Annotated in this window: 21 protein-coding genes and 1 pseudogene; 11 read left to right on the top strand and 11 right to left on the bottom strand. The window is 62.9% G+C overall.

Annotated elements, in window-relative coordinates:
* Nucleotides 1-83: 83 nt before the first annotated feature.
* The 6 genes from pheS to aceA form a co-directional block, all read right to left on the bottom strand.
* On the bottom strand, nt 84-1,136 hold the full coding sequence (pheS, locus tag AC1Q5S_RS00270) for a phenylalanine--tRNA ligase subunit alpha (RefSeq protein WP_303833510.1): 1,053 nt from the start codon (nt 1,134-1,136) through the stop codon (nt 84-86).
* Nucleotides 1,137-1,237: 101 nt separating this feature from the next.
* Nucleotides 1,238-1,597, bottom strand: coding sequence for a 50S ribosomal protein L20 (rplT, locus tag AC1Q5S_RS00265; protein ID WP_027475500.1), 360 nt, complete (start codon nt 1,595-1,597; stop codon nt 1,238-1,240).
* A 24-nt stretch (nt 1,598-1,621) separates the two neighbouring features.
* Nucleotides 1,622-1,825, bottom strand: a complete 204-nt coding sequence (gene rpmI, locus AC1Q5S_RS00260; protein ID WP_024814879.1) for a 50S ribosomal protein L35 — start codon at nt 1,823-1,825, stop codon at nt 1,622-1,624.
* Between the two features lie 172 nt (nt 1,826-1,997).
* Nucleotides 1,998-2,603, bottom strand: a complete 606-nt coding sequence (gene infC, locus AC1Q5S_RS00255) for a translation initiation factor IF-3 (protein WP_092696646.1) — start codon at nt 2,601-2,603, stop codon at nt 1,998-2,000.
* 80 nt (nt 2,604-2,683) lie between these two features.
* On the bottom strand, nt 2,684-4,603 hold the full coding sequence (gene thrS, locus AC1Q5S_RS00250) for a threonine--tRNA ligase (RefSeq protein WP_422202716.1): 1,920 nt from the start codon (nt 4,601-4,603) through the stop codon (nt 2,684-2,686).
* 281 nt (nt 4,604-4,884) lie between these two features.
* Nucleotides 4,885-6,216: an isocitrate lyase gene (gene aceA / locus AC1Q5S_RS00245; protein WP_303833508.1), complete on the bottom strand. Its 1,332-nt coding sequence runs from the start codon at nt 6,214-6,216 to the stop codon at nt 4,885-4,887.
* 487 nt (nt 6,217-6,703) lie between these two features.
* Here aceA and AC1Q5S_RS00240 point away from each other — a divergent pair, with 487 nt between their 5' ends.
* Nucleotides 6,704-7,666, top strand: coding sequence for a DMT family transporter (locus AC1Q5S_RS00240; protein ID WP_303833507.1), 963 nt, complete (start codon nt 6,704-6,706; stop codon nt 7,664-7,666).
* On the opposite strand, the gene rraA is transcribed toward AC1Q5S_RS00240, so the two are convergent.
* Nucleotides 7,652-8,164, bottom strand: a complete 513-nt coding sequence (gene rraA / locus AC1Q5S_RS00235; protein ID WP_303833506.1) for a ribonuclease E activity regulator RraA — start codon at nt 8,162-8,164, stop codon at nt 7,652-7,654. The two genes, AC1Q5S_RS00240 and rraA, sit on opposite strands and share 15 nt — an antisense overlap.
* Nucleotides 8,165-8,446: 282 nt before the next feature.
* On the opposite strand from rraA, the gene AC1Q5S_RS00230 reads away from it, so the two are divergent.
* The 8 genes and pseudogenes from AC1Q5S_RS00230 to hemP all read left to right on the top strand — a co-directional run bounded on the left by AC1Q5S_RS00230 (nt 8,447) and on the right by hemP (nt 12,417).
* Nucleotides 8,447-8,779 (top strand): SWIB/MDM2 domain-containing protein, encoded by a 333-nt coding sequence (locus tag AC1Q5S_RS00230; protein WP_086912608.1) that lies wholly within the window; start codon nt 8,447-8,449, stop codon nt 8,777-8,779.
* Nucleotides 8,780-9,128: 349 nt separating this feature from the next.
* Nucleotides 9,129-9,266, top strand: a complete 138-nt coding sequence (locus AC1Q5S_RS00225; protein ID WP_492238197.1) for a hypothetical protein — start codon at nt 9,129-9,131, stop codon at nt 9,264-9,266.
* A gap of 86 nt (nt 9,267-9,352) precedes the next feature.
* A pseudogene (locus AC1Q5S_RS00220) lies at nt 9,353-9,670 on the top strand (alpha-hydroxy-acid oxidizing protein); the annotation flags it as partial.
* A gap of 112 nt (nt 9,671-9,782) precedes the next feature.
* Entirely contained in the window at nt 9,783-10,055 is a 273-nt protein-coding gene (locus tag AC1Q5S_RS00215) for a (2Fe-2S)-binding protein (protein WP_303833505.1), read from the top strand.
* Between the two features lie 100 nt (nt 10,056-10,155).
* On the top strand, nt 10,156-10,842 hold the full coding sequence (locus AC1Q5S_RS00210) for an energy transducer TonB (protein ID WP_303833504.1): 687 nt from the start codon (nt 10,156-10,158) through the stop codon (nt 10,840-10,842).
* A 25-nt stretch (nt 10,843-10,867) separates the two neighbouring features.
* Nucleotides 10,868-11,584: a MotA/TolQ/ExbB proton channel family protein gene (locus AC1Q5S_RS00205; protein WP_303833503.1), complete on the top strand. Its 717-nt coding sequence runs from the start codon at nt 10,868-10,870 to the stop codon at nt 11,582-11,584.
* A gap of 3 nt (nt 11,585-11,587) precedes the next feature.
* On the top strand, nt 11,588-11,998 hold the full coding sequence (locus AC1Q5S_RS00200) for an ExbD/TolR family protein (protein ID WP_303833502.1): 411 nt from the start codon (nt 11,588-11,590) through the stop codon (nt 11,996-11,998).
* Nucleotides 11,999-12,201: 203 nt separating this feature from the next.
* Nucleotides 12,202-12,417 (top strand): hemin uptake protein HemP, encoded by a 216-nt coding sequence (gene hemP / locus AC1Q5S_RS00195; protein ID WP_303833501.1) that lies wholly within the window; start codon nt 12,202-12,204, stop codon nt 12,415-12,417.
* 291 nt (nt 12,418-12,708) lie between these two features.
* On the opposite strand, the gene AC1Q5S_RS00190 is transcribed toward hemP, so the two are convergent.
* Nucleotides 12,709-13,116, bottom strand: coding sequence for a GlcG/HbpS family heme-binding protein (locus AC1Q5S_RS00190; RefSeq protein ID WP_026436152.1), 408 nt, complete (start codon nt 13,114-13,116; stop codon nt 12,709-12,711).
* 217 nt (nt 13,117-13,333) lie between these two features.
* On the opposite strand from AC1Q5S_RS00190, the gene AC1Q5S_RS00185 reads away from it, so the two are divergent.
* A complete protein-coding gene (locus AC1Q5S_RS00185) occupies nt 13,334-14,029 on the top strand; it encodes a Bax inhibitor-1/YccA family protein (protein WP_303833500.1) in 696 nt (231 codons plus the stop codon).
* Between the two features lie 308 nt (nt 14,030-14,337).
* Here the strand turns inward: AC1Q5S_RS00185 and rlmD are convergent, their stop codons facing one another.
* The 3 genes from rlmD to AC1Q5S_RS00170 form a co-directional block, all read right to left on the bottom strand.
* Nucleotides 14,338-15,801, bottom strand: coding sequence for a 23S rRNA (uracil(1939)-C(5))-methyltransferase RlmD (gene rlmD, locus AC1Q5S_RS00180; RefSeq protein WP_303833499.1), 1,464 nt, complete (start codon nt 15,799-15,801; stop codon nt 14,338-14,340).
* A gap of 81 nt (nt 15,802-15,882) precedes the next feature.
* On the bottom strand, nt 15,883-16,176 hold the full coding sequence (locus AC1Q5S_RS00175; RefSeq protein ID WP_303833498.1) for a hypothetical protein: 294 nt from the start codon (nt 16,174-16,176) through the stop codon (nt 15,883-15,885).
* Nucleotides 16,177-16,267: 91 nt separating this feature from the next.
* A complete protein-coding gene (locus tag AC1Q5S_RS00170) occupies nt 16,268-16,735 on the bottom strand; it encodes an Lrp/AsnC ligand binding domain-containing protein (RefSeq protein ID WP_303833497.1) in 468 nt (155 codons plus the stop codon).
* A 132-nt stretch (nt 16,736-16,867) separates the two neighbouring features.
* Here AC1Q5S_RS00170 and putA point away from each other — a divergent pair, with 132 nt between their 5' ends.
* Nucleotides 16,868-20,653 carry a trifunctional transcriptional regulator/proline dehydrogenase/L-glutamate gamma-semialdehyde dehydrogenase gene (gene putA, locus AC1Q5S_RS00165; RefSeq protein ID WP_303833496.1) on the top strand — a complete coding sequence of 1,262 codons (3,786 nt, stop codon included), beginning with the start codon at nt 16,868-16,870 and terminating at the stop codon, nt 20,651-20,653.
* Nucleotides 20,654-20,733: the final 80 nt, after the last annotated feature.

Here is a 20,733-nt window from a genome sequence, read left to right as displayed (position 1 = left end):
GTTGCGCTTTTTAACAATAGATTTCAGTATAAAAATGCTTTGAAACCCAATGAATGCAGGCGCTGGCAGCTCACTTTTTTGCGTTATTGAAACTGCGACAGAAAACGGATGTCGCCATCAAAGAACAAACGCAGATCGTTGACGCCGTAGCGCAGCATCGTCAGGCGGTCAGGCCCCATGCCGAAGGCGAAACCGATGTACTTTTCGGGGTCGAGTCCCATGTTGCGCACCACATTGGGGTGCACCTGGCCGGAGCCCGCCACCTCCAGCCAGCGGCCGGCCAGCGGGCCTGCCTGGAACTGGATATCGATCTCGGCGCTGGGCTCGGTGAACGGGAAGAAGCTGGGCCGAAAGCGCAATACAAGATCATCGCTTTCAAAGAAAGTGCGGCAGAAGGCCGTGAAGATGACCTTCAGGTCCTTGAAGCTCACGTTCTCGCCAATCCACAGGCCTTCGCATTGGTGGAACATGGGCGAATGCGTGGCATCGCTGTCCACGCGGTAGGTGCGGCCCGGCACGATGACGCGAATCTCGGGCATCGGCTGGCCCGCGTCCAGCAGCGCGCGGTGCTTCTTGACATGCTGCACGGCATGGCGCACCTGCACGGGACTGGTGTGCGTGCGCAGCAGGTTGGGCGCGCCGGGAGCACCGCCCTCCACATAAAAGGTGTCGTGCATGGACCGCGCGGGATGGTCCTCGGGCGTGTTCAGTGCAGTGAAATTGAACCAGTCGGTCTCGATCTCGGGGCCTTCGGCCACGTCAAAACCCATGGAGCCGAAGATGCCCTGGATGCGTTCGAGCGTGAGCGATACCGGATGCAAACCGCCCTGCCCGCGCTGGCGGCCCGGCAGGCTCACATCCAGCGCCTCGGCCTGGAGCTGCACCTGCAGTTCCGCATCGGCCAGCGCCTGGCGGCGCGCCGTGAGGGCCGCCTCGATGGCCTGCTTGGCGACATTGATGGCTGCGCCGCGAGATTTTTTTTCCTCGACGGAAAGCTGCGCCATGCCCTTCATGAGCTCGGTCACGCGACCCGACTTGCCCAGAAACTGCGCCTTGGCGTTTTCCAGATCAGCGGGGGTGACGCTTTGGGCAAACAGTTGCGCCGCGCTTTCGACCAGGGAATCCAACTCGTTCATATCGACTCTTGAAAATGAACAAGGGCTAGTGCCTTTTCAAGCCCTAGCCCTTGCTGTTATTGCGCAAGCGGCTATCAGAACGATAGCCACTCATCGTGAACTCAAGCAGCCAGCTTGGCCTTGACTTGGTTCACGATGCTGCCGAAGGCAGCCTTGTCGTGCACGGCGAGGTCGGCCAGCATCTTGCGGTCGATCTCGATGGAAGCCTTCTTCAGGCCGTTGGCGAACTGGCTGTAGGTCAGGCCCAGTTCACGGGCAGCGGCGTTGATACGGGCGATCCACAACTGGCGGAACACGCGCTTCTTGGTGCGGCGGTCACGGTAGGCATATTGCCCAGCCTTCATTACCGCCTGTTTGGCGATCCGGAAGACGTTACCGCGGCGACCACGGAAACCCTTGGCAAGGGCGAGAACTTTTTTGTGACGGGCACGGGCCGTTACACCACGTTTGACGCGAGGCATGTATGTACTCCTTGTTCGTCGTTATTAAATGCCCATGCCGGGCAGCATTTGTGCAACCGAGGCCATATTGGTCTCATGCACAGCAACCGCACCACGCAAATGGCGCTTATTCTTGGTGGTCTTCTTGGTCAGGATGTGACGCTTGAAGGCTTGACCGCGCTTGACGGTGCCACCTGGACGAACGCGGAAACGTTTTTTCGCGCTGCTCTTGGTCTTCATTTTGGGCATGTGAATGCTCCTTTTCGTTGTGCTCGTGAGGCGTTTGCAAACCGATCTGCAAACTTGTTGGCCCCGAGCCACTTTTATCGAAAGACTTTCGCCTCTCGTTCGGCAGTGCCAAAGCACCACCTGATTGAACGCAGCCCCCTCGCGGTTGCAGCGCTCAAATTCTCCAATCCATTCAGGCCGAAGTGCCCGACGCCGGAGCAGCTTCTGCCACCGGCTTGGCTGCAGGCTTCTTCTTGCCCGGGGCGATCATCATGATCATCTGGCGGCCTTCCAGCTTGGGAAACTGCTCGATGATGATGGAATCTGCCAGTTCGTCGCGGATGCGGTTCAGCAAGGCCAAGCCCAATTCCTGGTGCGTGATTTCACGGCCACGGAACCGCAGCGTGATCTTGCACTTGTCACCATCCGCCAGAAAGCGGCGGATGTTGCGCATCTTGATGTTGTAGTCGCCATCGTCCGTACCCGGACGGAACTTGACTTCCTTGATCTCGATGACCGTCTGCTTGGCCTTGGCTTCCGCAGCACGCTTTTGCTCTTGATACTTGAACTTGCCGTAGTCCATGAGGCGGCACACCGGAGGATTGGCGGTGGCGGCAATTTCCACCAGATCCACGTCCAATTCACCGGCCATGCGCAAGGCCTCCATGAGACTGACCACGCCCAAAGGCTCATTCTCAGGACCAGAAAGACGAACTTCCGGGGCCATGATTTCACGGTTCAGGCGGTGCTTGCGCTCTTCACGGTGGCGACGATCACGAAATTCAGTAGCGATGGCTATCTTCCTTGAATCAAAATGCTACAAAATCAGTAGCTAACACCGCACAACGGGCGCACGCCAGAGCATGTTTTCATTCAAAATCACACTTTGGAAGCGATGTCCTGGGCGATCAGCTCTGCGAACGCTTCAACGGACATCACGCCGAGGTCTCGATTGCCCCGGGCGCGCACTGCGACGGCACCTGCTGCCTTCTCCTTGTCACCAGCGACGAGTATATAAGGCAGCTTTTGCAACGAATGCTCGCGTATTTTATACGTAATCTTCTCGTTGCGCAGATCGAGCGCCACCCTAAGGTCTTGATGGGGCAGCGATTTTTGCAGTTTTGCGGCAATTTCGCGACAGTAGTCGGCCTGTGCATCGGTGATGTTGAGCACCGCAATCTGCACCGGCGCCAGCCATGTCGGCAATGCGCCCGCGTGCTGCTCGATCAAAATGCCGATGAAGCGCTCCAGGCTGCCGACGATGGCGCGGTGCAGCATCACGGGCCGGTGGCGCGCACCGTCCTCGCCCACATATTCGGCATCCAGTCGCTCAGGCATGGAAAAGTCCACCTGCATGGTGCCGCATTGCCACTGCCGGCCGATCGCATCCTTGAGCGTGTATTCGATCTTGGGGCCGTAGAAAGCGCCATCGCCCGGCGCAATTTCGAACTCGCAGCCCGACGCACGCAGGCTCTCCATCAGCGCATGCTCGGCCTTGTCCCAGCTCTCGTCGGAACCAATGCGCGCCTCAGGGCGCGTGGCCACCTTGTAGATGATGTTCTCGAAGCCAAAGTCCTTGTAGACCTTCTGCAGCAGCGCCGTATAGGCCGTGCACTCGGGCAGGACATGGTCTTCGGTACAAAAGATGTGCCCGTCGTCCTGCGTGAAGCCGCGCACCCGCATGATGCCGTGCAGCCCGCCCGTGGGCTCGTTGCGATGGCATTGGCCGAACTCACCGTAGCGCAGCGGCAGGTCGCGGTAGCTCTTGATGCCCTGCTTGAAGATCAGGATGTGGCCGGGACAGTTCATCGGCTTGAGCGCATAGTCGCGCTTCTCCGATTCGGTCGTGAACATGTTGTCGCGGTATTTGTCCCAGTGACCGGTCTTTTCCCACAGCGTCTTGTCCAGCAGCTGCGGCCCCTTGACTTCCTGATAGCCGTTGTCACGGTAAACGCGGCGCATGTACTGCTCCACCTCCTGCCACACCGTCCAGCCCTTGGGGTGCCAGAAAACGACGCCCGGCGCATGGTCGTCGATGTGGAACAAGTCGAGCTCGCGGCCCAGCTTGCGGTGGTCGCGCTTTTCGGCCTCTTCCAGCATGGTGAGGTACTGCTGCAGCTCGTCCTTCGTGGCCCAGGCCGTGCCATAGACACGCTGCAGCATCTCGTTGCGGTGGTCGCCGCGCCAGTAGGCGCCCGCCACTTTCATGAGTTTGAAGAACTTGAGCTTGCCGGTGCTGGGCACGTGCGGGCCCCGGCACAGGTCTTCGAAATTGCCTTCGCGGTAAAGGCTCACATCTTCGTTGCTGGGAATGCTGGCAATGATCTCGGCCTTGTAATGCTCACCCAGGCCCTTGAAATACGCCACGGCCTCGTCGCGCGGCAGTACACGCCGCACCACGGGCTCATCCTTGGCTGCAAGCTCGGTCATGCGCTTTTCAATGGCAACCAGGTCTTCAGGGGTGAAGGGCCGTTTGTACGAAAAATCGTAGAAAAACCCGTTCTCGATCACCGGGCCAATCGTGACCTGCGCGTCAGGAAAAAGCTCCTTGACCGCATAGGCCAGCAGGTGGGCGGTCGAATGGCGAATCACCTCCAGGCCGTCGGCATCCTTGGCGGTCACGATGGACAGAGGGCTGTCCTGGGTGATCTGGTGGCTGGTATCAACCACCTTGTCGCCGATCTTGCCGGCCAGCGCCGCCTTTGCCAGGCCAGAACCAATCGAAGCAGCCACCTCGGCCACGGTGACGGGGCCGGGGTATTCGCGCTGGGAACCATCGGGGAGCGTGATGTGAATCATGGGAATCCTTGTCAAATCTTTTCAGGTGGGATGCGCTTGCCTGGCCCAGAAAGCAAAAAAGCGCGGTACAGGTCCGCGCTTTGGAAAGGGGAGAGGTGAATCCCGAGCAGGCGCGAACGGCCGGCCTCAACGGCCGGTGAACATCTCCGATGTAGTTCGCGGTGTCATAACCAGCATGCCTTTCTCGCCCTTGTGCATTGATCGGTGGCGCATTTTACCCTCTGCCAACAAAAAAGCCCGAAGCGGCAGCTTCGGGCTTGTGCGCTATGGCGCCAGGGGAATCAGTGGAACTGCTCTTCTTCGGTGGAGCCCGTCAGGGCCTTCACGGAAGACGAACCGCCCTGGATCACCGTGGTCACGTCGTCGAAGTAGCCTGCGCCCACTTCCTGCTGGTGCGACACGAAGGTGTAACCCTTTTCGCGGGCGGCGAACTCGGGCTCCTGCACCATGTTCACGTAGTGCTTCATGCCTTCGCCGCGGGCGTATGCATGGGCGAACTGGAAGGTGTTGAACCAGTTGATGTGGATGCCGGCCAGCGTGATGAACTGGTACTTGTAACCCAGGGCCGACAGCTCTTCCTGGAACGAGGCGATTTGCGAGTCGTTGAGGTTCTTCTTCCAGTTGAACGATGGCGAGCAGTTGTACGACAGCAGCTTGCCGGGATTGGCGGCCAGCACGGCCTGGGCGAATTCACGGGCGAAGCCAATGTCGGGCACGCCGGTTTCGCACCACACCAGGTCGGCGTAGGGAGCGTAGGCGATGCCACGGCTGATGGCTTGCTCCAGGCCATTCTTGACGCGGTAGAAGCCTTCTTGCGTGCGCTCGCCGGTCAGGAAGGGCTTGTCGTTGGCGTCGTGGTCAGAGGTGATCAGGTTGGCGGCTTCCGCGTCGGTGCGGGCCAGGATGATGGTGGGCACGCCCATCACGTCGGCGGCGAAGCGGGCAGAGATCAGCTTCTCGCAGGCTTCCTGCGTAGGCACCAGCACCTTGCCACCCATGTGGCCGCACTTCTTCACGGCGGCCAGCTGGTCTTCGAAGTGCACGCCGGCAGCACCGGCGGCGATCATGTTCTTCATCAGCTCGAAAGCGTTCAGCACGCCGCCAAAGCCGGCTTCCGCATCGGCCACGATGGGCAGGAAGTAGTCGATGAATTCCTTGTCGCCGGGGTTGATGCCACGGCCCCACTGGATTTCGTCGGCGCGCTTGAAGGTGTTGTTGATGCGGCGCACCATGGTAGGCACCGAGTCGTAGGCGTACAGCGATTGGTCGGGGTACATGGTTTCCGACGTGTTGCCATCCGCAGCGACTTGCCAGCCCGACAGGTACACGGCTTCGAGGCCTGCCTTGGCCTGCTGCATGGCCTGGCCGGCGGAGATCGCGCCAAAGGCGTTCACATAGCCCTTCTTGGCACCGCCGTTGACCTTCTCCCACAGCTTTTCCGCGCCACGCTTGGCCAGCGTGTGCTCGATGGGCAGCGAGCCGCGCAGGCGCACCACGTCAGCAGCGGTATAGCCGCGCTTGACACCCTTCCAGCGAGGGTTTTGGGCCCAGTCTTTTTCCAGGGCGGCAATTTGCTGTTCGCGGCTCAGTTGTTCGTTGAAGGATTGGGGCATGGGTCACTCCAGGGGTTGTTGAAAAAAACCGGGCTGCATTTGCCAGCCCATGGGAAGTACTTTAAGTCTTCTATAAGACCAGTACAAGCTCTTATGTCTTATATAAGATATAAATTTTTCTCTTTAAAAACAATGAGTTAAATATCATATTCCTCAATATGAAAATTGATTTCTCATATTGAGAAAATTTACGACGCCGCAGTTCGTTCAAATTTTGAATTGTGAAATCATAATTTTGTATTGTGATAAATCACACGCCGCCTCAGAGAACCTGTCGGCAACTCCCTCGCACTGGGCTGCGCCCCAATCTAGGCCGGTATGGTTTCATCCGTGAGACACGGCAACACCCGCACCTTCTTCACAAGCCCCCTCGTCGCATCGGAATCCCCCATCTCACACGCCCCGGCACAAAGCATCTCCGGCCAGGAATGGGGAGGCGTTTCGTCGGGCATGATGCGCAGTCCTGATTTTCCAGCCGCCAAGACGCATGAATGCCCCCAGCCGCCCCATCGCCTATCTGTGCCTGGCACTGAGCATGGCCCTGGTAGGCAGCTACGTGGCACTGACCAAGCCGCTGGCGGCGGCTTTGCCGGTGTTGCTGCTGGCCTGGATGCGCTTTGGCATCGGTGGGCTGGCCATGGTGCATTGGCTGAAGAAGCCCGCCGACGAACCGCCCCTGACACCCCAGGTGCGGCGACTGCTGTTTCTGGAGTCCTTCCTCGGCAATTTCCTGTTCACCCTCTGCATGATCTATGGCGTAAGCCTGACCAGCGCCGTGTCCGCAGGCGTGATCATGGCCACCATTCCGGCGGCTGTGGCCGTGATGAGTTGGGCATTTCTGCGCGAGCGTGTGGCACCGCGCACCTGGGTGGCGGTGGCCTGTGCCGTGGCAGGTGTTGCGCTTTTATCGCTATCAAAATCAGAGCTACCAACAAATGCAGAGCATCCGCTGGATGGTAAAAACACCTCAAACCTTGCCTGGCTCGGGCAATTGCTGCTGGTGGGCGCCGTGGTGTGCGAAGCGGCGTATTCGGTCATCGGCAAGAAACTCACGGGGGCGCTCGGCCCCAAACGCATCACTTCGCTGATCAACCTGTGGGGGTTTGCGCTGTCCACCCCGCTGGGCCTTTACATGGCCTGGGGATTCGACTTTGCCGCAGTGGGCTGGGGCACCTGGCTGCTCCTGGTGTTTTATGCACTGGCGGCCTGCATGTGGACCGTGTGGCTGTGGATGACGGGCCTGAAGGCCGTGCCGGCGGCACAAAGCGGCATATTCACCGTGCTGTTGCCCGTCAGCGCCGCACTGGTGGGTGTGCTGGTGCTGGGCGAATCCTTTTCGGGCCTGCAATTGCTGGCGTTTGGCATTGCGCTGGCCAGCGTGCTGCTGGCCACCCTGCCCACGCGCGCGGCGCTGCGCGTGGGCCTCCAGGTCGATTCAAGCCACAAGTGACCGGGCGCTGACAACGATGCCGTCGGCGTCCGCGCAGAGCCAGTCGCCCGGACGCACCCACACGCCCTGGATCTGCACGGCCACATCACGCTGGCCCTCATTGCGCTTTTCGGTGGGCAGGGGCATCAGGCCCAGGGCGCGGATGCCCACGGCGGCTGCATGCAGTTCGGCTGCATCGCGCACACAGCCATCCACCACCACGCCAGCCCAGCCATTGCGGGCAGCGGCGGCGGCCAGGTTGCCGCCCACCAGGGCGCGCCGCAACGAGCCCCCGCCATCCACCACGAGCACGCGGCCCAGACCGGGAGAATCCACCGCTGCCTTGACGAGGGTGTTGTCCTCAAAACACTTCACCGTTGCCACCGCACCGGCAAAGACCGCCACGCCGCCGTAGCTGTGGAATACGGGCGGCAGCACGCGAAATGCACCACTGTCGTCGCCCTTGTGCGCATCACAGAGATCACAGGTGCTGAGTGCCATGGAAGAAGGGGCGGTCATGTCGGGAAACCTTTCACACGGGAAGTTGCAGGGGACGAAGGCGCGGCGCCGTCATGGCGTCGGTAGATTGTCGCGCCGCGCGGGAAAGCACCGGAATCCGAAGCATGGGGCATTCGCAATGCGTCCTCTGCGGCCGGTACACAGTGCGCCACCGCAACAAATCGAGGTAAAAAAAGGCCGGACCCGCTTGGAAACGTGTTTTTTTCCCAGTAGCATCACCGTGCCAGTGGGAAAGTCTCGCTTTCGCTGGTGAAAATTTACTTCCAACAAGGACAACCCGACATGGCAACTGCAAAAAAAGCTCCGGCAAAAGCCGCTCCCGCAGCCAAGGCGCCCGCCACCAAGGCCGCCGCGCCCGCCAAGAAGCGCACCCCCAATGCCGCCTTCATGAAGGCGCTGACGCCCAGCCCCGCGCTGGCCGCCGTGGTGGGCTCGGCACCGCTGCCGCGCACGGAGATCATCAGCAAGCTGTGGGTGTACATCAAGGCCCACAACCTGCAGGATGCTGCCAACAAGCGCAACATCAATGCAGACGCCAAGCTCAAGGAGCTGTTTGGCAAGCCGCAAGTCTCGATGTTCGAACTGGCCGGCCTGATTGGCAAGCACGTCAAGTAAGAAGCTTTCCCTCTTGCTGCAAAAAAACCGGCCTGGCCGGTTTTTTTTCGCCTGAATGCCAGAAAAGTGCCATGCGCCAACACCAATGCAAATGAGAACAACCCTCATTTAATGCAACATAAGGAAGCACGACGACGCACAGCCATCCCCATCTAGCCACTGCCTCTCGCCTGCTCTTGGCGCACCTGCGCGCCACCTGCACCCCCATCCAACGGAGGCCTCTTGGCTCAATCACGCCCCCTGCACAGCGACAACCTGTGACACTGCCTCGTTTCCACGTACACCAAGTCATGCAGCCAGCAGGCTGCGCTCCTTTGTGACAGGGGCCAGGCATCCCATGGTTGTGTGCATGCGTGGCTTCTCGCTGGGCCGGGCGGGTGACATCTACATCGACGGCATGAAAGACGCGCCGCTGATCGAACGCGACACCTTCAACCAGGGCCGTGTGGAAGTGCTCAACCTGCTGCGCATGTGGGCCGACGCATGACGCGGCATCCATCTGCGCGATAACGCGCCAGCGGCATGGTCCGATGGCATGTTTTCAGATATTTACTCACCTTTTAATAGCATCTTGCACTTGCTGAACAAGCGCCAGTTGCTATTTTTGCTTGCATGACCCGGACTCCCGCCCGACACCAGGTTTCCTCGGATATCGCCATCCGGCGCGGCACCGACATCGTGAAGGCCATGGCGCCCGGCGCGTCGGCCGTGCTGGTGGGGCGCCCCGCCGTGTGGGGCCTGGCCCATGCGGGCGCCGCTGGCGTGCCCCATATGCTGCGCCTTTTGCGCGACGAGCTGGAGATTGCCATGGCGCTCACGGGCTGCGCCACGCTGGCGGAGGCATCACCGGCACTGCTGGATGCCGATGCCATCGCCGACAGCAGGGGGTGAAAAAACTTTCTCCCTCTTTCTCCCTTCTGGCGGAATTGGTTTAGTGCAAATACGATAGATTCGCATTTATAATTCCAACCATCCACAACAGCCAGCCAAACTGCCTGCCGCCATGATCGTCTGTGTTTGCCGCCGAATTTCCGACCGTGAGATTGCCCGCCATGCGCGTGCCGGCATGAGTTTCGACGAGATCCAGTTCGAGCTGGGCGTGGCCACCCAATGCGGATGCTGCGAAAGCTGCGCCCGCGATGTGGTGGCGCAATGCAGCGCAACCCGTCCGGTGGCCGCCCTGCACAATGAGGTGACGGCGCAACCGGTCCAGCTTGCCAGCTCCATTCGGGAAAGCAAGGCATGGAACTCCTCTCTACACTCGCAGGCAGCCTGATCCTTGTGGCCGGTTCGGCCTGGTGGGTCTTCCGTCAATAATTCACGTGTTTTTTGGCGGTAGCGCTTATCCATAAAGCGCTTGAAGCTATCATTTTTATATGCCCCAACCAGACCGTTTTACCCCCGTCGGGGGAGTGAGCCGCAATGCCGTGATCGTGGGTTCGGTGGTGCTGCTGCATGTGGCAGGCCTGTGGGCCCTGCAATCCGGGCTGCTGCGCAAGGCTGCAGAGGTCATCGTCCCTGCGGAACTGCTGAGCGAATTCATCGCCCCGCCAGCCCCCAAGGTGGCCCCACCGGCACCACCTGCCCCACCGCCGCTCAAGGCAGCACCCAGGGTGCAGGCCCCGCGCCCGGCGCCCATGCCCGTGGCCATTGCCGACCCCACGCCGACCCCGAATGCCCCCGTTGGTGCCACCACGCCCCAACCTCCGGCACCTCCCATCGAAGCCCCGGTAGCGCCACCGGCACCTCCTGCACCACCCGCGCCACCCGCACCGGCCCGCATCGAGAGGCCTTCCAGCGATGCCGCCTACCTCAACAACCCCAAACCCAGCTATCCGGCTATCAGCAAACGCATGGGCGAGCAGGGCAAGGTGGTGCTGCGCGTACTCATCGGCACCGATGGCCTGCCGCAAAAAGTGGAAATCAGCCAATCCAGCGGCTACGACCGTCTGGACCGCCAGGCCCAGGACGCCGTGATGCGCTGGCGCTTCGTGCCCGGCAAGCGCAATGGCGTGCCCGAGACCATGTGGAATCTGGTGCCGATCAATTTTGTTCTCGAATAACCCAATCACTTTTCAGGGAGTTTTCATGGAATCGCAATTCGGCATCGCCAACGTATGGACACAGGGCGACTTCGTCACCCGTGCCGTCGCCATCCTGCTGCTGGCCATGTCGCTGGCCTCGTGGATCGTGATTCTCATCAAGGCGCTGGACATCGTCCGGTTCAAGAAACACGCCCGCTCCGCGCAGGACTTCTGGCACAGCGAAGACTTTGCCGCCGGACTGACCAAGCTGGGCAACGACCCTGCCAACCCGTTTCGCCACCTGGCGCTGGAAGGCCGCGAGGCCACGGCCCACCATCGCAATACCAAGGCGCATCTCCACGACAGCCTGGACGTGAGCGACTGGGTCACGCGCTGCCTGCGCAACTGCATCGACGAGTTCACGGCACGCATCCAGTCCGGCCTGGCCATCCTGGCCTCGGTGGGCTCGACCGCGCCCTTCATCGGCCTGTTCGGCACCGTATGGGGCATCTACCACGCATTGCTGGCCATCGGCACGTCGGGCCAGTCCACCATCGACAAGGTGGCCGGCCCCATCGGCGAAGCGCTGATCATGACGGCGCTGGGCCTGGCGGTGGCCATCCCTGCCGTGCTGGGCTACAACGCGCTGGTGCGCGGCAACAAGTCCATCCTGACCGGCCTCAACAGCTTTGCGCACGACCTGCATGCCTACTTTGTCACCGGCGCCCGGGTGAATGCCGGCGAACCCGGCAAGGTACTGCCCATGAAGAAAGGCAGCTAAGCCATGGCCTTCGGAACCCAGGACGACTCCAACGAGGTCATGAACGAGATCAACATGACGCCGCTGGTGGACGTCATGCTGGTACTGCTCATCATCTTCATCATCACCGTGCCGGTGATGAAGCATTCGGTGAACGTGGACCTGCCCCGCGCCACCAACCAGCCCGAGCTCATTCAACCCGAAACCGTGCGCCTGTCAGTGGCTGCCGACGGCCAGTATTTCTGGAACGGCGCGCCTGTGGCCGACGAAGAGCTGCCCACCCGCCTGCAGGCAGAAGCCACCAAAACGCCGCAGCCCGACCTGCACATCCGGGGCGACAAGGAGGTGCGCTACGAACGCGTGGCCCAGGCCATGGCAGCAGCGCAGCGTGCGGGCGTGCGCAAGATCGGCTTTGTCACCGAGCCGCAGCCGTAAACCAGGCACCACGGGGCAGTGAAGACCCCACGGTTTGTTGGAGCGACGGGCCGCTGGGGCAACCAAGGGCTCCCACCTGGCAGTACCGGGGCAGTGCGATATCCGCTCTGCCCCTTTTTATCCCTTTTCAGCAGAAATCACTTGACATGTAATTGCGAATCGTTATCATTAGCAAATCGAATCGCAATGCACCTGGATCCCTCATGCAAGCCACTTTGACCAAAGCTTCCTCACTGTGTTTCGCCGCTTCCGGGTTGGTGGCCTCTCCGCCAGCCATGCCCAGTTCACAGCTGGCTGATGCAGCGGCAGTGGACAGCAGCACGCTCTTCCAGGGCCATAAAACCGTGGCCATCCGCCACAACGGATCGGTGTACCGCCTGCAGGCCACCAAGCTGGGCAAACTGATTCTCACCAAATAAATCGAACCGCCAGCCAGCGCGCTCGCGCGCGCCACCCCGCAGCTGCCGTCTTTTCAGGGTTTCATCGTGGGGAGACTCCCGGGCTTGTCACAAGCCCGACAGGGTCTTATTTGCCAGCCAACGGGCGTGCCCGCGTAGCCAGGCTTTTTTTTCCAGCCCCCGCTGGCAGAAACTTTGGTGGCATCAAAAAACCGGTCCTTGAGACCGGTTTTTGGTTTAGGGAGTTTTCCACCTGCAGCGCTTGATGGCAAAGCGCAGGCAGCTATGAACCTAATAGCATTCCATCGCCCATCAAAGGCCCAGCGCCGCGATGCCTGCGCGTGCGACCTGCGCATCCTCGGAGGATTTCACGCCGCTCACGCCCACGGCACCCAGACATTGCCCGTCCTTCAGGATGGGCACGCCGCCTTCGAGCAGGCCTTCGATGGCAGGCGCGCTGAGAAACGCCGTGCGACCGCCATTGACGATGTCTTCATACACCTTGCTCTCGCGGCGGCCCAGTGCGGCCGTGTGGGCCTTGGCCGGCGCGATATGCGACGACACCGCCGCCGCACCATCCAGGCGCTGTAGCCACAGCAGGTGGCCACCATCGTCCACGATGGCGATGGTCACGGCCCATTGGTTCTTCAGCGCCTCGGCTTCGGCAGCCGCTGCGATTTTCTTGACATCGGCCAGTTCGAGTACGTGTTTGGTTTTCATGGTTGCACCGCAGTTGAGGGGGCTGGTGATCAGTGATCAGGCCACCCGAATGGAAACGGCAAGCATAGCGGCAGCTGGCGCCCGGCAAACCGCTGCATGGGGTGAAAGAATAATGACCTAAAGTGTCTGATCGGATGCGGTTATTGCTTTTCGTCAAGTCGTCGCCACATAGAATCCAGCGGTCTGCGTCGTGCAGGCCAACTAGGAGAGACACAAGATGAATGACCAAGTCACCACCCTGGGCCACTCTGCGGGCTATGGCATCTCGCAGGAGCAGCGCCACAAGGTGCTGCGCAATACCTACTGGTTGCTGGCCCTGAGCCTGCTGCCCACCGTGCTGGGCGCCTGGATTGGCGTGGCTACCGGCATCACCCAGTCGCTGCGCGGCGGCGTGGGCCTGATTGTCTTCATGGGCGGCGCCTTTGGCTTCATGTTCGCCATCGAGAAGACCAAGAATTCGGCGGCGGGCGTGCCGGTGCTGCTGGCCTTCACATTCTTCATGGGCCTGATGCTGTCACGCCTGATCGGCATGGTGCTGGGCTTCAAGAACGGCACCGACCTCATCATGACGGCCTTTGCCGGCACGGCGGGCGTATTCTTTGTCATGGCCAGCCTGGCCAGCGTGATCAAGCGCGACCTCTCGGGCATGGGCAAGTGGCTCATGGTGGGTGCACTGGTGCTGATGGTGGGCGCGGTCGTCAACGTGTTCGTGGGCTCATCGGCCGGCATGATGGCGATCTCGGTGGCCGCCATCGGCATCTTCAGCGCCTACATGCTGTATGACCTGAAGCAGATCCTGGACGGTGGCGAAACCAACTACATCAGCGCCACCCTGGCCCTGTACTTGGACATCTTCAACGTGTTCCAGAGCCTGCTGGCCCTGCTGGGCATCATGGGCGGCGAGCGCGACTGATTTACCGCGCGCATCTTGACGACTGCCAACAAGGCTCCTTCGGGAGCCTTGTTTATTTCTGCCTGACCCCGATCAGGCCTCAATAGCGCGGCGGGTCTGCCGATGATGCAGACGGCGACATGCGCGAGCACAAGATCGAGGGCACGCCCAGCGGTGCTGGGCAAGATGGACAGGCCCGAGCGCAGGGACCGCAACACCGACGTCGAAACCGAACCGCGCAACGGCCGCGGCCGCAACCGCAACCGCAGCCGACGGGCGAGCGAGCGCAGCCGCCGGTCGAGAGGCAGCCCCACCCCACCCCTTCGGGCTCACACCCGGTCAAACACCGCCATGCTCTCGACGTGGGCCGTGTGCGGGAACATGTTCACCATGCCCGCCGCCGTGCACCGGTAGCCCGCCAGGTGCACCAACAGCCCTGCGTCGCGCGCCAGCGTGGCGGGGTTGCAGCTCACATAGACGATGCGCTTGGGTGGCGTCCAGCCCTCAGCCCCCGCGGGTAGCGGGCCTGCGCCCTCGGCACCGATGCGTGCCTGCTCGATGTCAGCCAGTGCCTTGGCCAGTGCAAAGGCACCCTCGCGCGGAGGATCGACCAGCCACTTGTCGGCGACACCGTCGGCCACCAGCATTCCGGGGGTCATCTCGAACAGGTTGCGCGCGACAAAATCAGTAGTTGCCAGCGCTTTATGGTCCTGCGCCGCAGCCTGATTCGATGCATAGTTTTCGCGCGAACGCGCCACCAGGGCCTCGCTGCCCTCAATGCCCAGCACTTCGCGCGCCTGGGTGGCCAGGGGCAGCGTGAAGTTGCCCAGGCCGCAGAACCAGTCGATCACGCGCTCGTCTTTCTGCACATCCAGCAGGCGCAGCGCGCGCGACACCAGCACGCGGTTGATGTGCGGGTTCACCTGGGTGAAATCCGTGGGCTTGAACGGCATGGTGATGCCGAAGTCGGGCAGCGCATACGACAACGGTTCGCCGCCTTCGTCGAGCAGCTTCACGGTGTCCGGCCCCTTGGGCTGCAGCCACCACTGCACCTGGTGTTCGGCCGCGAAGGCGCGCAGCCGCGCGAGGTCGCCAGCGCTCAGCGGCTCCAGGTGGCGCAGCACCAGTGCGGTCACGCTGTCGCCGCAGGCCAGTTCGATCTGCGGGCAGGTGTCGCGCGCATCCATGCCGGCAATCAGCGCCCGCAAGGGCATCAGCATGGCGTCCACATGCGGCGGCAGCACGGGGCATTGCGCCATGTCGGCCACATAGCGGCTCTTGCGCTCATGAAAGCCGATCAGCACCTGGCCCTTCTTGATCACATGGCGCACCGACAGCCGCGCCCGGTAACGGTAGCCCCAGGCCGGACCCTCGATGGGGCGCAGCATGGTCTGGGCCTTCACCTTGCCCAGGTGCCAGAGGTTGTCTTCCAGCACCCGTTGCTTCACGGCCACCTGGGCGCCGATGTGCAGATGCTGCATCTTGCAGCCGCCGCAAGCGCCGGCGTGCAGACCGAAATGCGGGCAGCCGGGGCGCACACGCTGCGACGATTCGCGGTGAATCGCCACCAGGCTGGCCTGCTCCCAGTTGTTCTTCTTGCGGTGGGTGTTGGCAGTGACCAGCTCGAACGGCAGGGCACCATCGATGAAGACGACCTTGCCGTCGGGCTTGCGGGCGACGCCCTGGGCATCCAGGTCCATGGACTGGACCTGCAGCCAGCCCTCGGGCAGATCGCTCTGGGAATTCTGCGCGGTGGGTTCAAACGAGGGGGATAGTTCTTTCGGTTCGCTCATCCCCCGATTGTCTCAGGCCCCGGGGCTGCGCTTGGCCCCGCCCCTGAGAGATCGTAAACAGGCGCTGAGAAGTGGCCGGGTTCAGCCCCGGTCTGCGCGCGCAGGGCGCATGCCGCCCCCCACCGCGGTGGATGCCAGCGGCAGCTTGTTGATCGTGAGCTCACAGCCCTGGTCGTTCAGCGAGAACACCAGCGTTGCGCCCGGAGCCACCTGGGGAAGGGTTTCATGGATGTCACGCGACATGTCCACCGGAGGCACCGATGCCCGATAAACAATCTCCTGATTAGGCGCATACACCAGATAGCAGGCGGCTGCGGCCGACTGACTGGCGAGGGCGGCTACCAGCGCAACAGCAGCGTACGGAAATGCGGACATGGTCTTCTCCTCGATCTGGTGGAAATGCTCATTCATTATGCGGTGAGGGCTGCACGCACTCCAAGCCCGTTGCCGCGCAGCCAGGCTGCCATTACCGCAAATGCAGATGGTTGCTGTGTTTGACCTCTTCCATCACCGCATAAGTGCGCGTCTCGCGCACGCCAGGCAGTTGCCACAGCACATTGCCGGCAAACACGCGGTAGGCATTCATGTCGGCAGCGCGGGTCTTGAGCAGGTAGTCGAAACCGCCCGCCACCAGGTGGCATTCCATGATCTCGGGGTGCACCTGCACGGCGGCCTTGAACTGGTCGAACACATTGAGCGTGGTGCGGTCGAGCAGCACCTCCACAAACACCAGCATTCCAGCGCCGAGTTGGATGGGGTTGAGCCGCGCCTCGTAGCCCAGGATGAAGCCATCGCGCGTGAGGCGCTGCACACGGGCCAGCACGGCCGTGGGCGAGAGGGCCACGGTCTCGGCCAGCTTGAGGTTGGCGATGCGGCCATCTTCCTGCAGGATTGACAGGATCTTGCGGTCAATGCGGTCCAGATTGATTTCCATGGCAGCAAACGTTAGTGAATTATTTTAAAGATACCGCATTCTTTGAATATTCATTCAGCCGAAGCCCAAGGATCATTGCCAACAACACACCCAACCCGTGTTGGGCCCGCACAACCACCGAAAGACTTCACCATGACGCAGCCCACCGCCCAGCCTTCCGCGCCGTTCGCCAACTTTGCCCCCCGCCCCCCGCTGAGCAACCCGCTGCGCGCCGCCATCACCGCCGCCACCCGCCGCCCCGAGCCCGAAGCCCTGGCCCCGCTGCTGGCCCAGGCCCGCCTGCCGCAGGACCAGGCCGCGTCGGCCCAGCAACTGGCCCTGCGCATTGCCAAGGCGCTGCGCGAACGCAAGGCCAGCGCCGGGCGTGCGGGCATCGTCCAGGGGCTGCTGCAGGAGTTTTCGCTGTCATCGCAGGAAGGCGTGGCGCTGATGTGCCTGGCCGAGGCACTGCTGCGCATCCCCGACAAGGCCACGCGCGATGCACTGATCCGCGACAAGATCCGCCACGGCCAGTGGGATGCCCACCTGGGCAAGAGCCCCTCCCTCTTCGTCAACGCCGCCACCTGGGGCCTGCTCATCACCGGCAAGCTGGTGGCCACGCACAGCGAGGGCAGCCTGGGCAATTCGCTCAGCCGCCTGATCGTCAAGGGGGGCGAGCCCCTGATCCGCAAGGGCGTGGACATGGCCATGCGCATGATGGGCGAGCAGTTCGTGACCGGCGAGACCATCGATGAAGCCCTGCGCAATGCCCGCACGATGGAGGCCGAGGGCTTTCGCTACTCGTACGACATGCTGGGCGAGGCCGCGCTGACCAGCGCGGATGCGCAGCGCTACTACCAGTCCTACGAACAGGCCATCCACGCGATCGGCAGGGCGTCCAACGGGCGCGGCATCTACGAAGGGCCGGGCATCTCCATCAAGCTCTCGGCCCTGCACCCACGCTACAGCCGCGCGCAGTTCGGCCGGGTGATGGACGAGCTGTACCCGCTGGTGCTGCGCCTGGCCACGCTGGCCAAGCAGTACGACATCGGCCTGAACATCGACGCCGAAGAAGCCGACCGGCTGGAGCTGTCGCTGGACCTGCTCGAGCGCCTGTGCCGCGAGCCCACGCTGGCGGGCTGGAACGGCATTGGTTTTGTGATCCAGGCCTACCAGAAGCGCTGCCCCTTCGTCATCGACTACGTGGTGGACCTGGCCCGCCGCACCCAGCGCCGCCTGATGGTGCGCCTGGTCAAAGGTGCCTACTGGGACAGCGAGATCAAGCGCGCCCAGATCGATGGCCTCACGGACTACCCCGTCTACACCCGCAAGGTGCACACCGACATCTCGTACATCGCCTGCGCGCGCAAGCTGCTGGCCGCGCCCGAAGCCGTGTACCCCCAGTTCGCCACCCACAACGCCCAGACGGTGGCCACCATCTACCAGCTGGCGGGCAGCAACTACGACGCGGGGCAGTACGAGTTCCAGTGCCTGCACGGCATGGGCGAGCCACTGTACGAGCAGGTGGTGGGCACCATCACCGCGGGCAAGCTGGGCCGAGAATCAGGAAAGGGCAGCCTGGGCCGCCCGTGCCGCATCTACGCCCCCGTGGGCACGCACGAAACCCTGCTGGCCTACCTGGTGCGCCGCTTGCTGGAAAACGGCGCCAACACCTCGTTCGTGAACCGCATCGCCGACGAAACCATTGCGCTCGATGAGCTGGTGAAGAGCCCCGTGCAGGTGGTGGACCAGCAAGCCGCGGCGGAAGGCGCCGCCGGCCTGCCCCACCCGCGCATTGCCACGCCCCAGGGTCTGTATGGCGCCCACCGCACCAACTCGCGCGGGCTGGACCTGTCGAACGAAAACACGCTGACCGAACTGAGCGCCGCCCTGCAAGCCACGGCTGCCCATGTCTGGACGGCTGCCCCCCTGCTGGCCGCTGACGTGCCCGCAGGCCCCACCCAGCCCGTGCGCAACCCCGCCAACCACAGCGACGTGGTGGGCCAGGTGCAAGAAGCCACCACCGCCGACGTGGACCAGGCCCTGACCCATGCCCAGGTCGCCGCAGCCCCCTGGGCCGCCACGCCACCCGCTGAACGCGCCACCACCCTGCTGCGCGCCGCCGACCTGCTGGAAGCCCGCATGCAGCCCCTGCTGGGCCTGCTGATGCGCGAAGCCGGCAAGAGCGCCAGCAACGCCGTGGCCGAGGTGCGCGAGGCGGTGGATTTCTTGCGCTACTACGCGGCCCAAGTGCAGAGCACGTTTGACAACGCCACCCACATCCCGCTGGGCCCCGTGGCCTGCATCAGCCCCTGGAACTTCCCGCTCGCCATCTTCATGGGCCAGGTGGCGGCAGCGCTGGCCGCAGGCAATCCCGTGCTGGCCAAGCCGGCCGAGCAAACCCCGCTGATCGCCGCCGAAGCGGTGCGCCTGCTGTGGCTGGCCGGTGTGCCCCGCGCCGCCGTACAGCTGCTGCCCGGCCAAGGCGAAACCGTGGGCGCCCGCCTGATTGGCGACGCCCGCGTGATGGGCGTGATGTTCACCGGCTCCACCGACGTGGCGCGCATCCTGCAACGCACCGTGGCCGGGCGGCTGGATGCCGCAGGGCGCCCCATCCCGCTGATCGCCGAAACCGGCGGACAGAACGCGATGATCGTGGACTCGTCCGCTCTGGTGGAGCAGGTGGTGGGTGACGCCGTGTCGTCCGCCTTCGACAGCGCCGGCCAGCGCTGCTCGGCCCTGCGCGTATTGTGCGTGCAGGACGACGCTGCCGACCGCGTGCTCGAAATGCTGCAAGGCGCCATGGGCGAGCTGCGCGTGGGCAACCCCGCCGAGCTGCGTGTGGACGTGGGCCCGGTGATCGATGCCGAAGCACAAGCGGGCATCACCCAACACATCGAGACCTTCAAGGCCAAGGGCCATCGCGTGTTCCAGCACCCGAACCATGTTTCGGCAGCGGGCGCCCAGGGCACCTTTGTGCCCCCCACACTGATCGCGCTGAACCACATCGGCGAGCTGCAGCGCGAAGTCTTTGGCCCCGTGTTGCACCTGGTGCGCTACGCCCGCAACGACCTGGACCGGCTGCTCGACCAGATCAACGCCACCGGCTACGGCCTGACGCAGGGCGTACACACCCGCATCGACGAAACCATCGCCCGCGTGGTGAACCGTGCCCATGCGGGCAACGTCTACGTGAACCGCAACATGGTCGGCGCCGTGGTGGGCGTGCAGCCCTTTGGCGGCGAAGGCCTGTCGGGCACGGGCCCGAAGGCAGGCGGACCGCTGTACCTGCTGCGCCTGCTGTCGCAGCGTCCGGCCGATGCACTGGCTCGCACCTTTGCCGACGCCGACCGCGCCATGCCACCCGAGGATGCGGTGCGTGAACGCCTGCTGGCACCCCTGGCCACCTTGCAGCAATGGGCCCAGCTGCAAGGCCAAGCGGCACTCGCCAGCACCTGCCAGCGCTTTGCGCAGCAAACCCAAAGTGGCACCGCCCGCACCTTGCCCGGCCCCACGGGCGAGCGCAATGTCTACACACTGGCCCCACGCGCCCGGGTGCTGTGCCTGGCGCAAAGCGTTGATGACCTGCTGGCGCAGACCGCCGCGGTGCTCGCCAGCGGCGGCACGGCCCTGTGGCCCAGTGCACAAGCCGACCTGCGCGCACAGCTGCCCACGCCGGTCCAAGCGCAGGTCATGCTGCAGGACAACACACTGAACGACGCCACGCTGGCACTGGACGCCGTGCTGCACCATGGCAACACCGCATCCCTGCAGGCCGTGTGCACCGCACTCACCCACCGCGCCGGGCCCATCGTGGGTGTGACCGCGCTGCAGCCCGGCGCCGCAGACATCCCGCTGGAGCGCCTGCTGATCGAACGGGCCCTCAGCGTCAACACGGCAGCAGCAGGGGGCAATGCGAGTCTGATGACGATTGGCTGAGCGCCCGGCACCGGGCTGCCATCCATCGGCGAGAAAATTGGAAGCAAATTAGCCGCTATAGCTTATAGATAAAGCGCTGG

The sequence above is a fragment of the Acidovorax sp. GW835-FHT14B10 genome (genome assembly GCF_058793725.1).
This window is presented reverse-complemented; position numbering and strand designations above follow the sequence as displayed.

Excerpts from the sequence above, each read along its gene's own strand:
- pheS (WP_303833510.1), bottom strand. The coding sequence starts at position 1,136 with ATGAACGAGTTGGATTCCCTGGTCGAAAGCGCGGCGCAACTGTTTGCC.
- rplT (WP_027475500.1), bottom strand. The coding sequence starts at position 1,597 with ATGCCTCGCGTCAAACGTGGTGTAACGGCCCGTGCCCGTCACAAAAAA.
- rpmI (WP_024814879.1), bottom strand. The coding sequence starts at position 1,825 with ATGCCCAAAATGAAGACCAAGAGCAGCGCGAAAAAACGTTTCCGCGTT.
- thrS (WP_422202716.1), bottom strand. The coding sequence starts at position 4,603 with ATGATTCACATCACGCTCCCCGATGGTTCCCAGCGCGAATACCCCGGC.
- aceA (WP_303833508.1), bottom strand. The coding sequence starts at position 6,216 with ATGCCCCAATCCTTCAACGAACAACTGAGCCGCGAACAGCAAATTGCC.
- AC1Q5S_RS00240 (WP_303833507.1), top strand. The coding sequence starts at position 6,704 with ATGAATGCCCCCAGCCGCCCCATCGCCTATCTGTGCCTGGCACTGAGC.
- rraA (WP_303833506.1), bottom strand. The coding sequence starts at position 8,164 with ATGACCGCCCCTTCTTCCATGGCACTCAGCACCTGTGATCTCTGTGAT.
- AC1Q5S_RS00230 (WP_086912608.1), top strand. The coding sequence starts at position 8,447 with ATGGCAACTGCAAAAAAAGCTCCGGCAAAAGCCGCTCCCGCAGCCAAG.
- AC1Q5S_RS00225 (WP_492238197.1), top strand. The coding sequence starts at position 9,129 with ATGCGTGGCTTCTCGCTGGGCCGGGCGGGTGACATCTACATCGACGGC.
- AC1Q5S_RS00215 (WP_303833505.1), top strand. The coding sequence starts at position 9,783 with ATGATCGTCTGTGTTTGCCGCCGAATTTCCGACCGTGAGATTGCCCGC.
- AC1Q5S_RS00210 (WP_303833504.1), top strand. The coding sequence starts at position 10,156 with ATGCCCCAACCAGACCGTTTTACCCCCGTCGGGGGAGTGAGCCGCAAT.
- AC1Q5S_RS00205 (WP_303833503.1), top strand. The coding sequence starts at position 10,868 with ATGGAATCGCAATTCGGCATCGCCAACGTATGGACACAGGGCGACTTC.
- AC1Q5S_RS00200 (WP_303833502.1), top strand. The coding sequence starts at position 11,588 with ATGGCCTTCGGAACCCAGGACGACTCCAACGAGGTCATGAACGAGATC.
- hemP (WP_303833501.1), top strand. The coding sequence starts at position 12,202 with ATGCAAGCCACTTTGACCAAAGCTTCCTCACTGTGTTTCGCCGCTTCC.
- AC1Q5S_RS00190 (WP_026436152.1), bottom strand. The coding sequence starts at position 13,116 with ATGAAAACCAAACACGTACTCGAACTGGCCGATGTCAAGAAAATCGCA.
- AC1Q5S_RS00185 (WP_303833500.1), top strand. The coding sequence starts at position 13,334 with ATGAATGACCAAGTCACCACCCTGGGCCACTCTGCGGGCTATGGCATC.
- rlmD (WP_303833499.1), bottom strand. The coding sequence starts at position 15,801 with ATGAGCGAACCGAAAGAACTATCCCCCTCGTTTGAACCCACCGCGCAG.
- AC1Q5S_RS00175 (WP_303833498.1), bottom strand. The coding sequence starts at position 16,176 with ATGTCCGCATTTCCGTACGCTGCTGTTGCGCTGGTAGCCGCCCTCGCC.
- AC1Q5S_RS00170 (WP_303833497.1), bottom strand. The coding sequence starts at position 16,735 with ATGGAAATCAATCTGGACCGCATTGACCGCAAGATCCTGTCAATCCTG.
- putA (WP_303833496.1), top strand. The coding sequence starts at position 16,868 with ATGACGCAGCCCACCGCCCAGCCTTCCGCGCCGTTCGCCAACTTTGCC.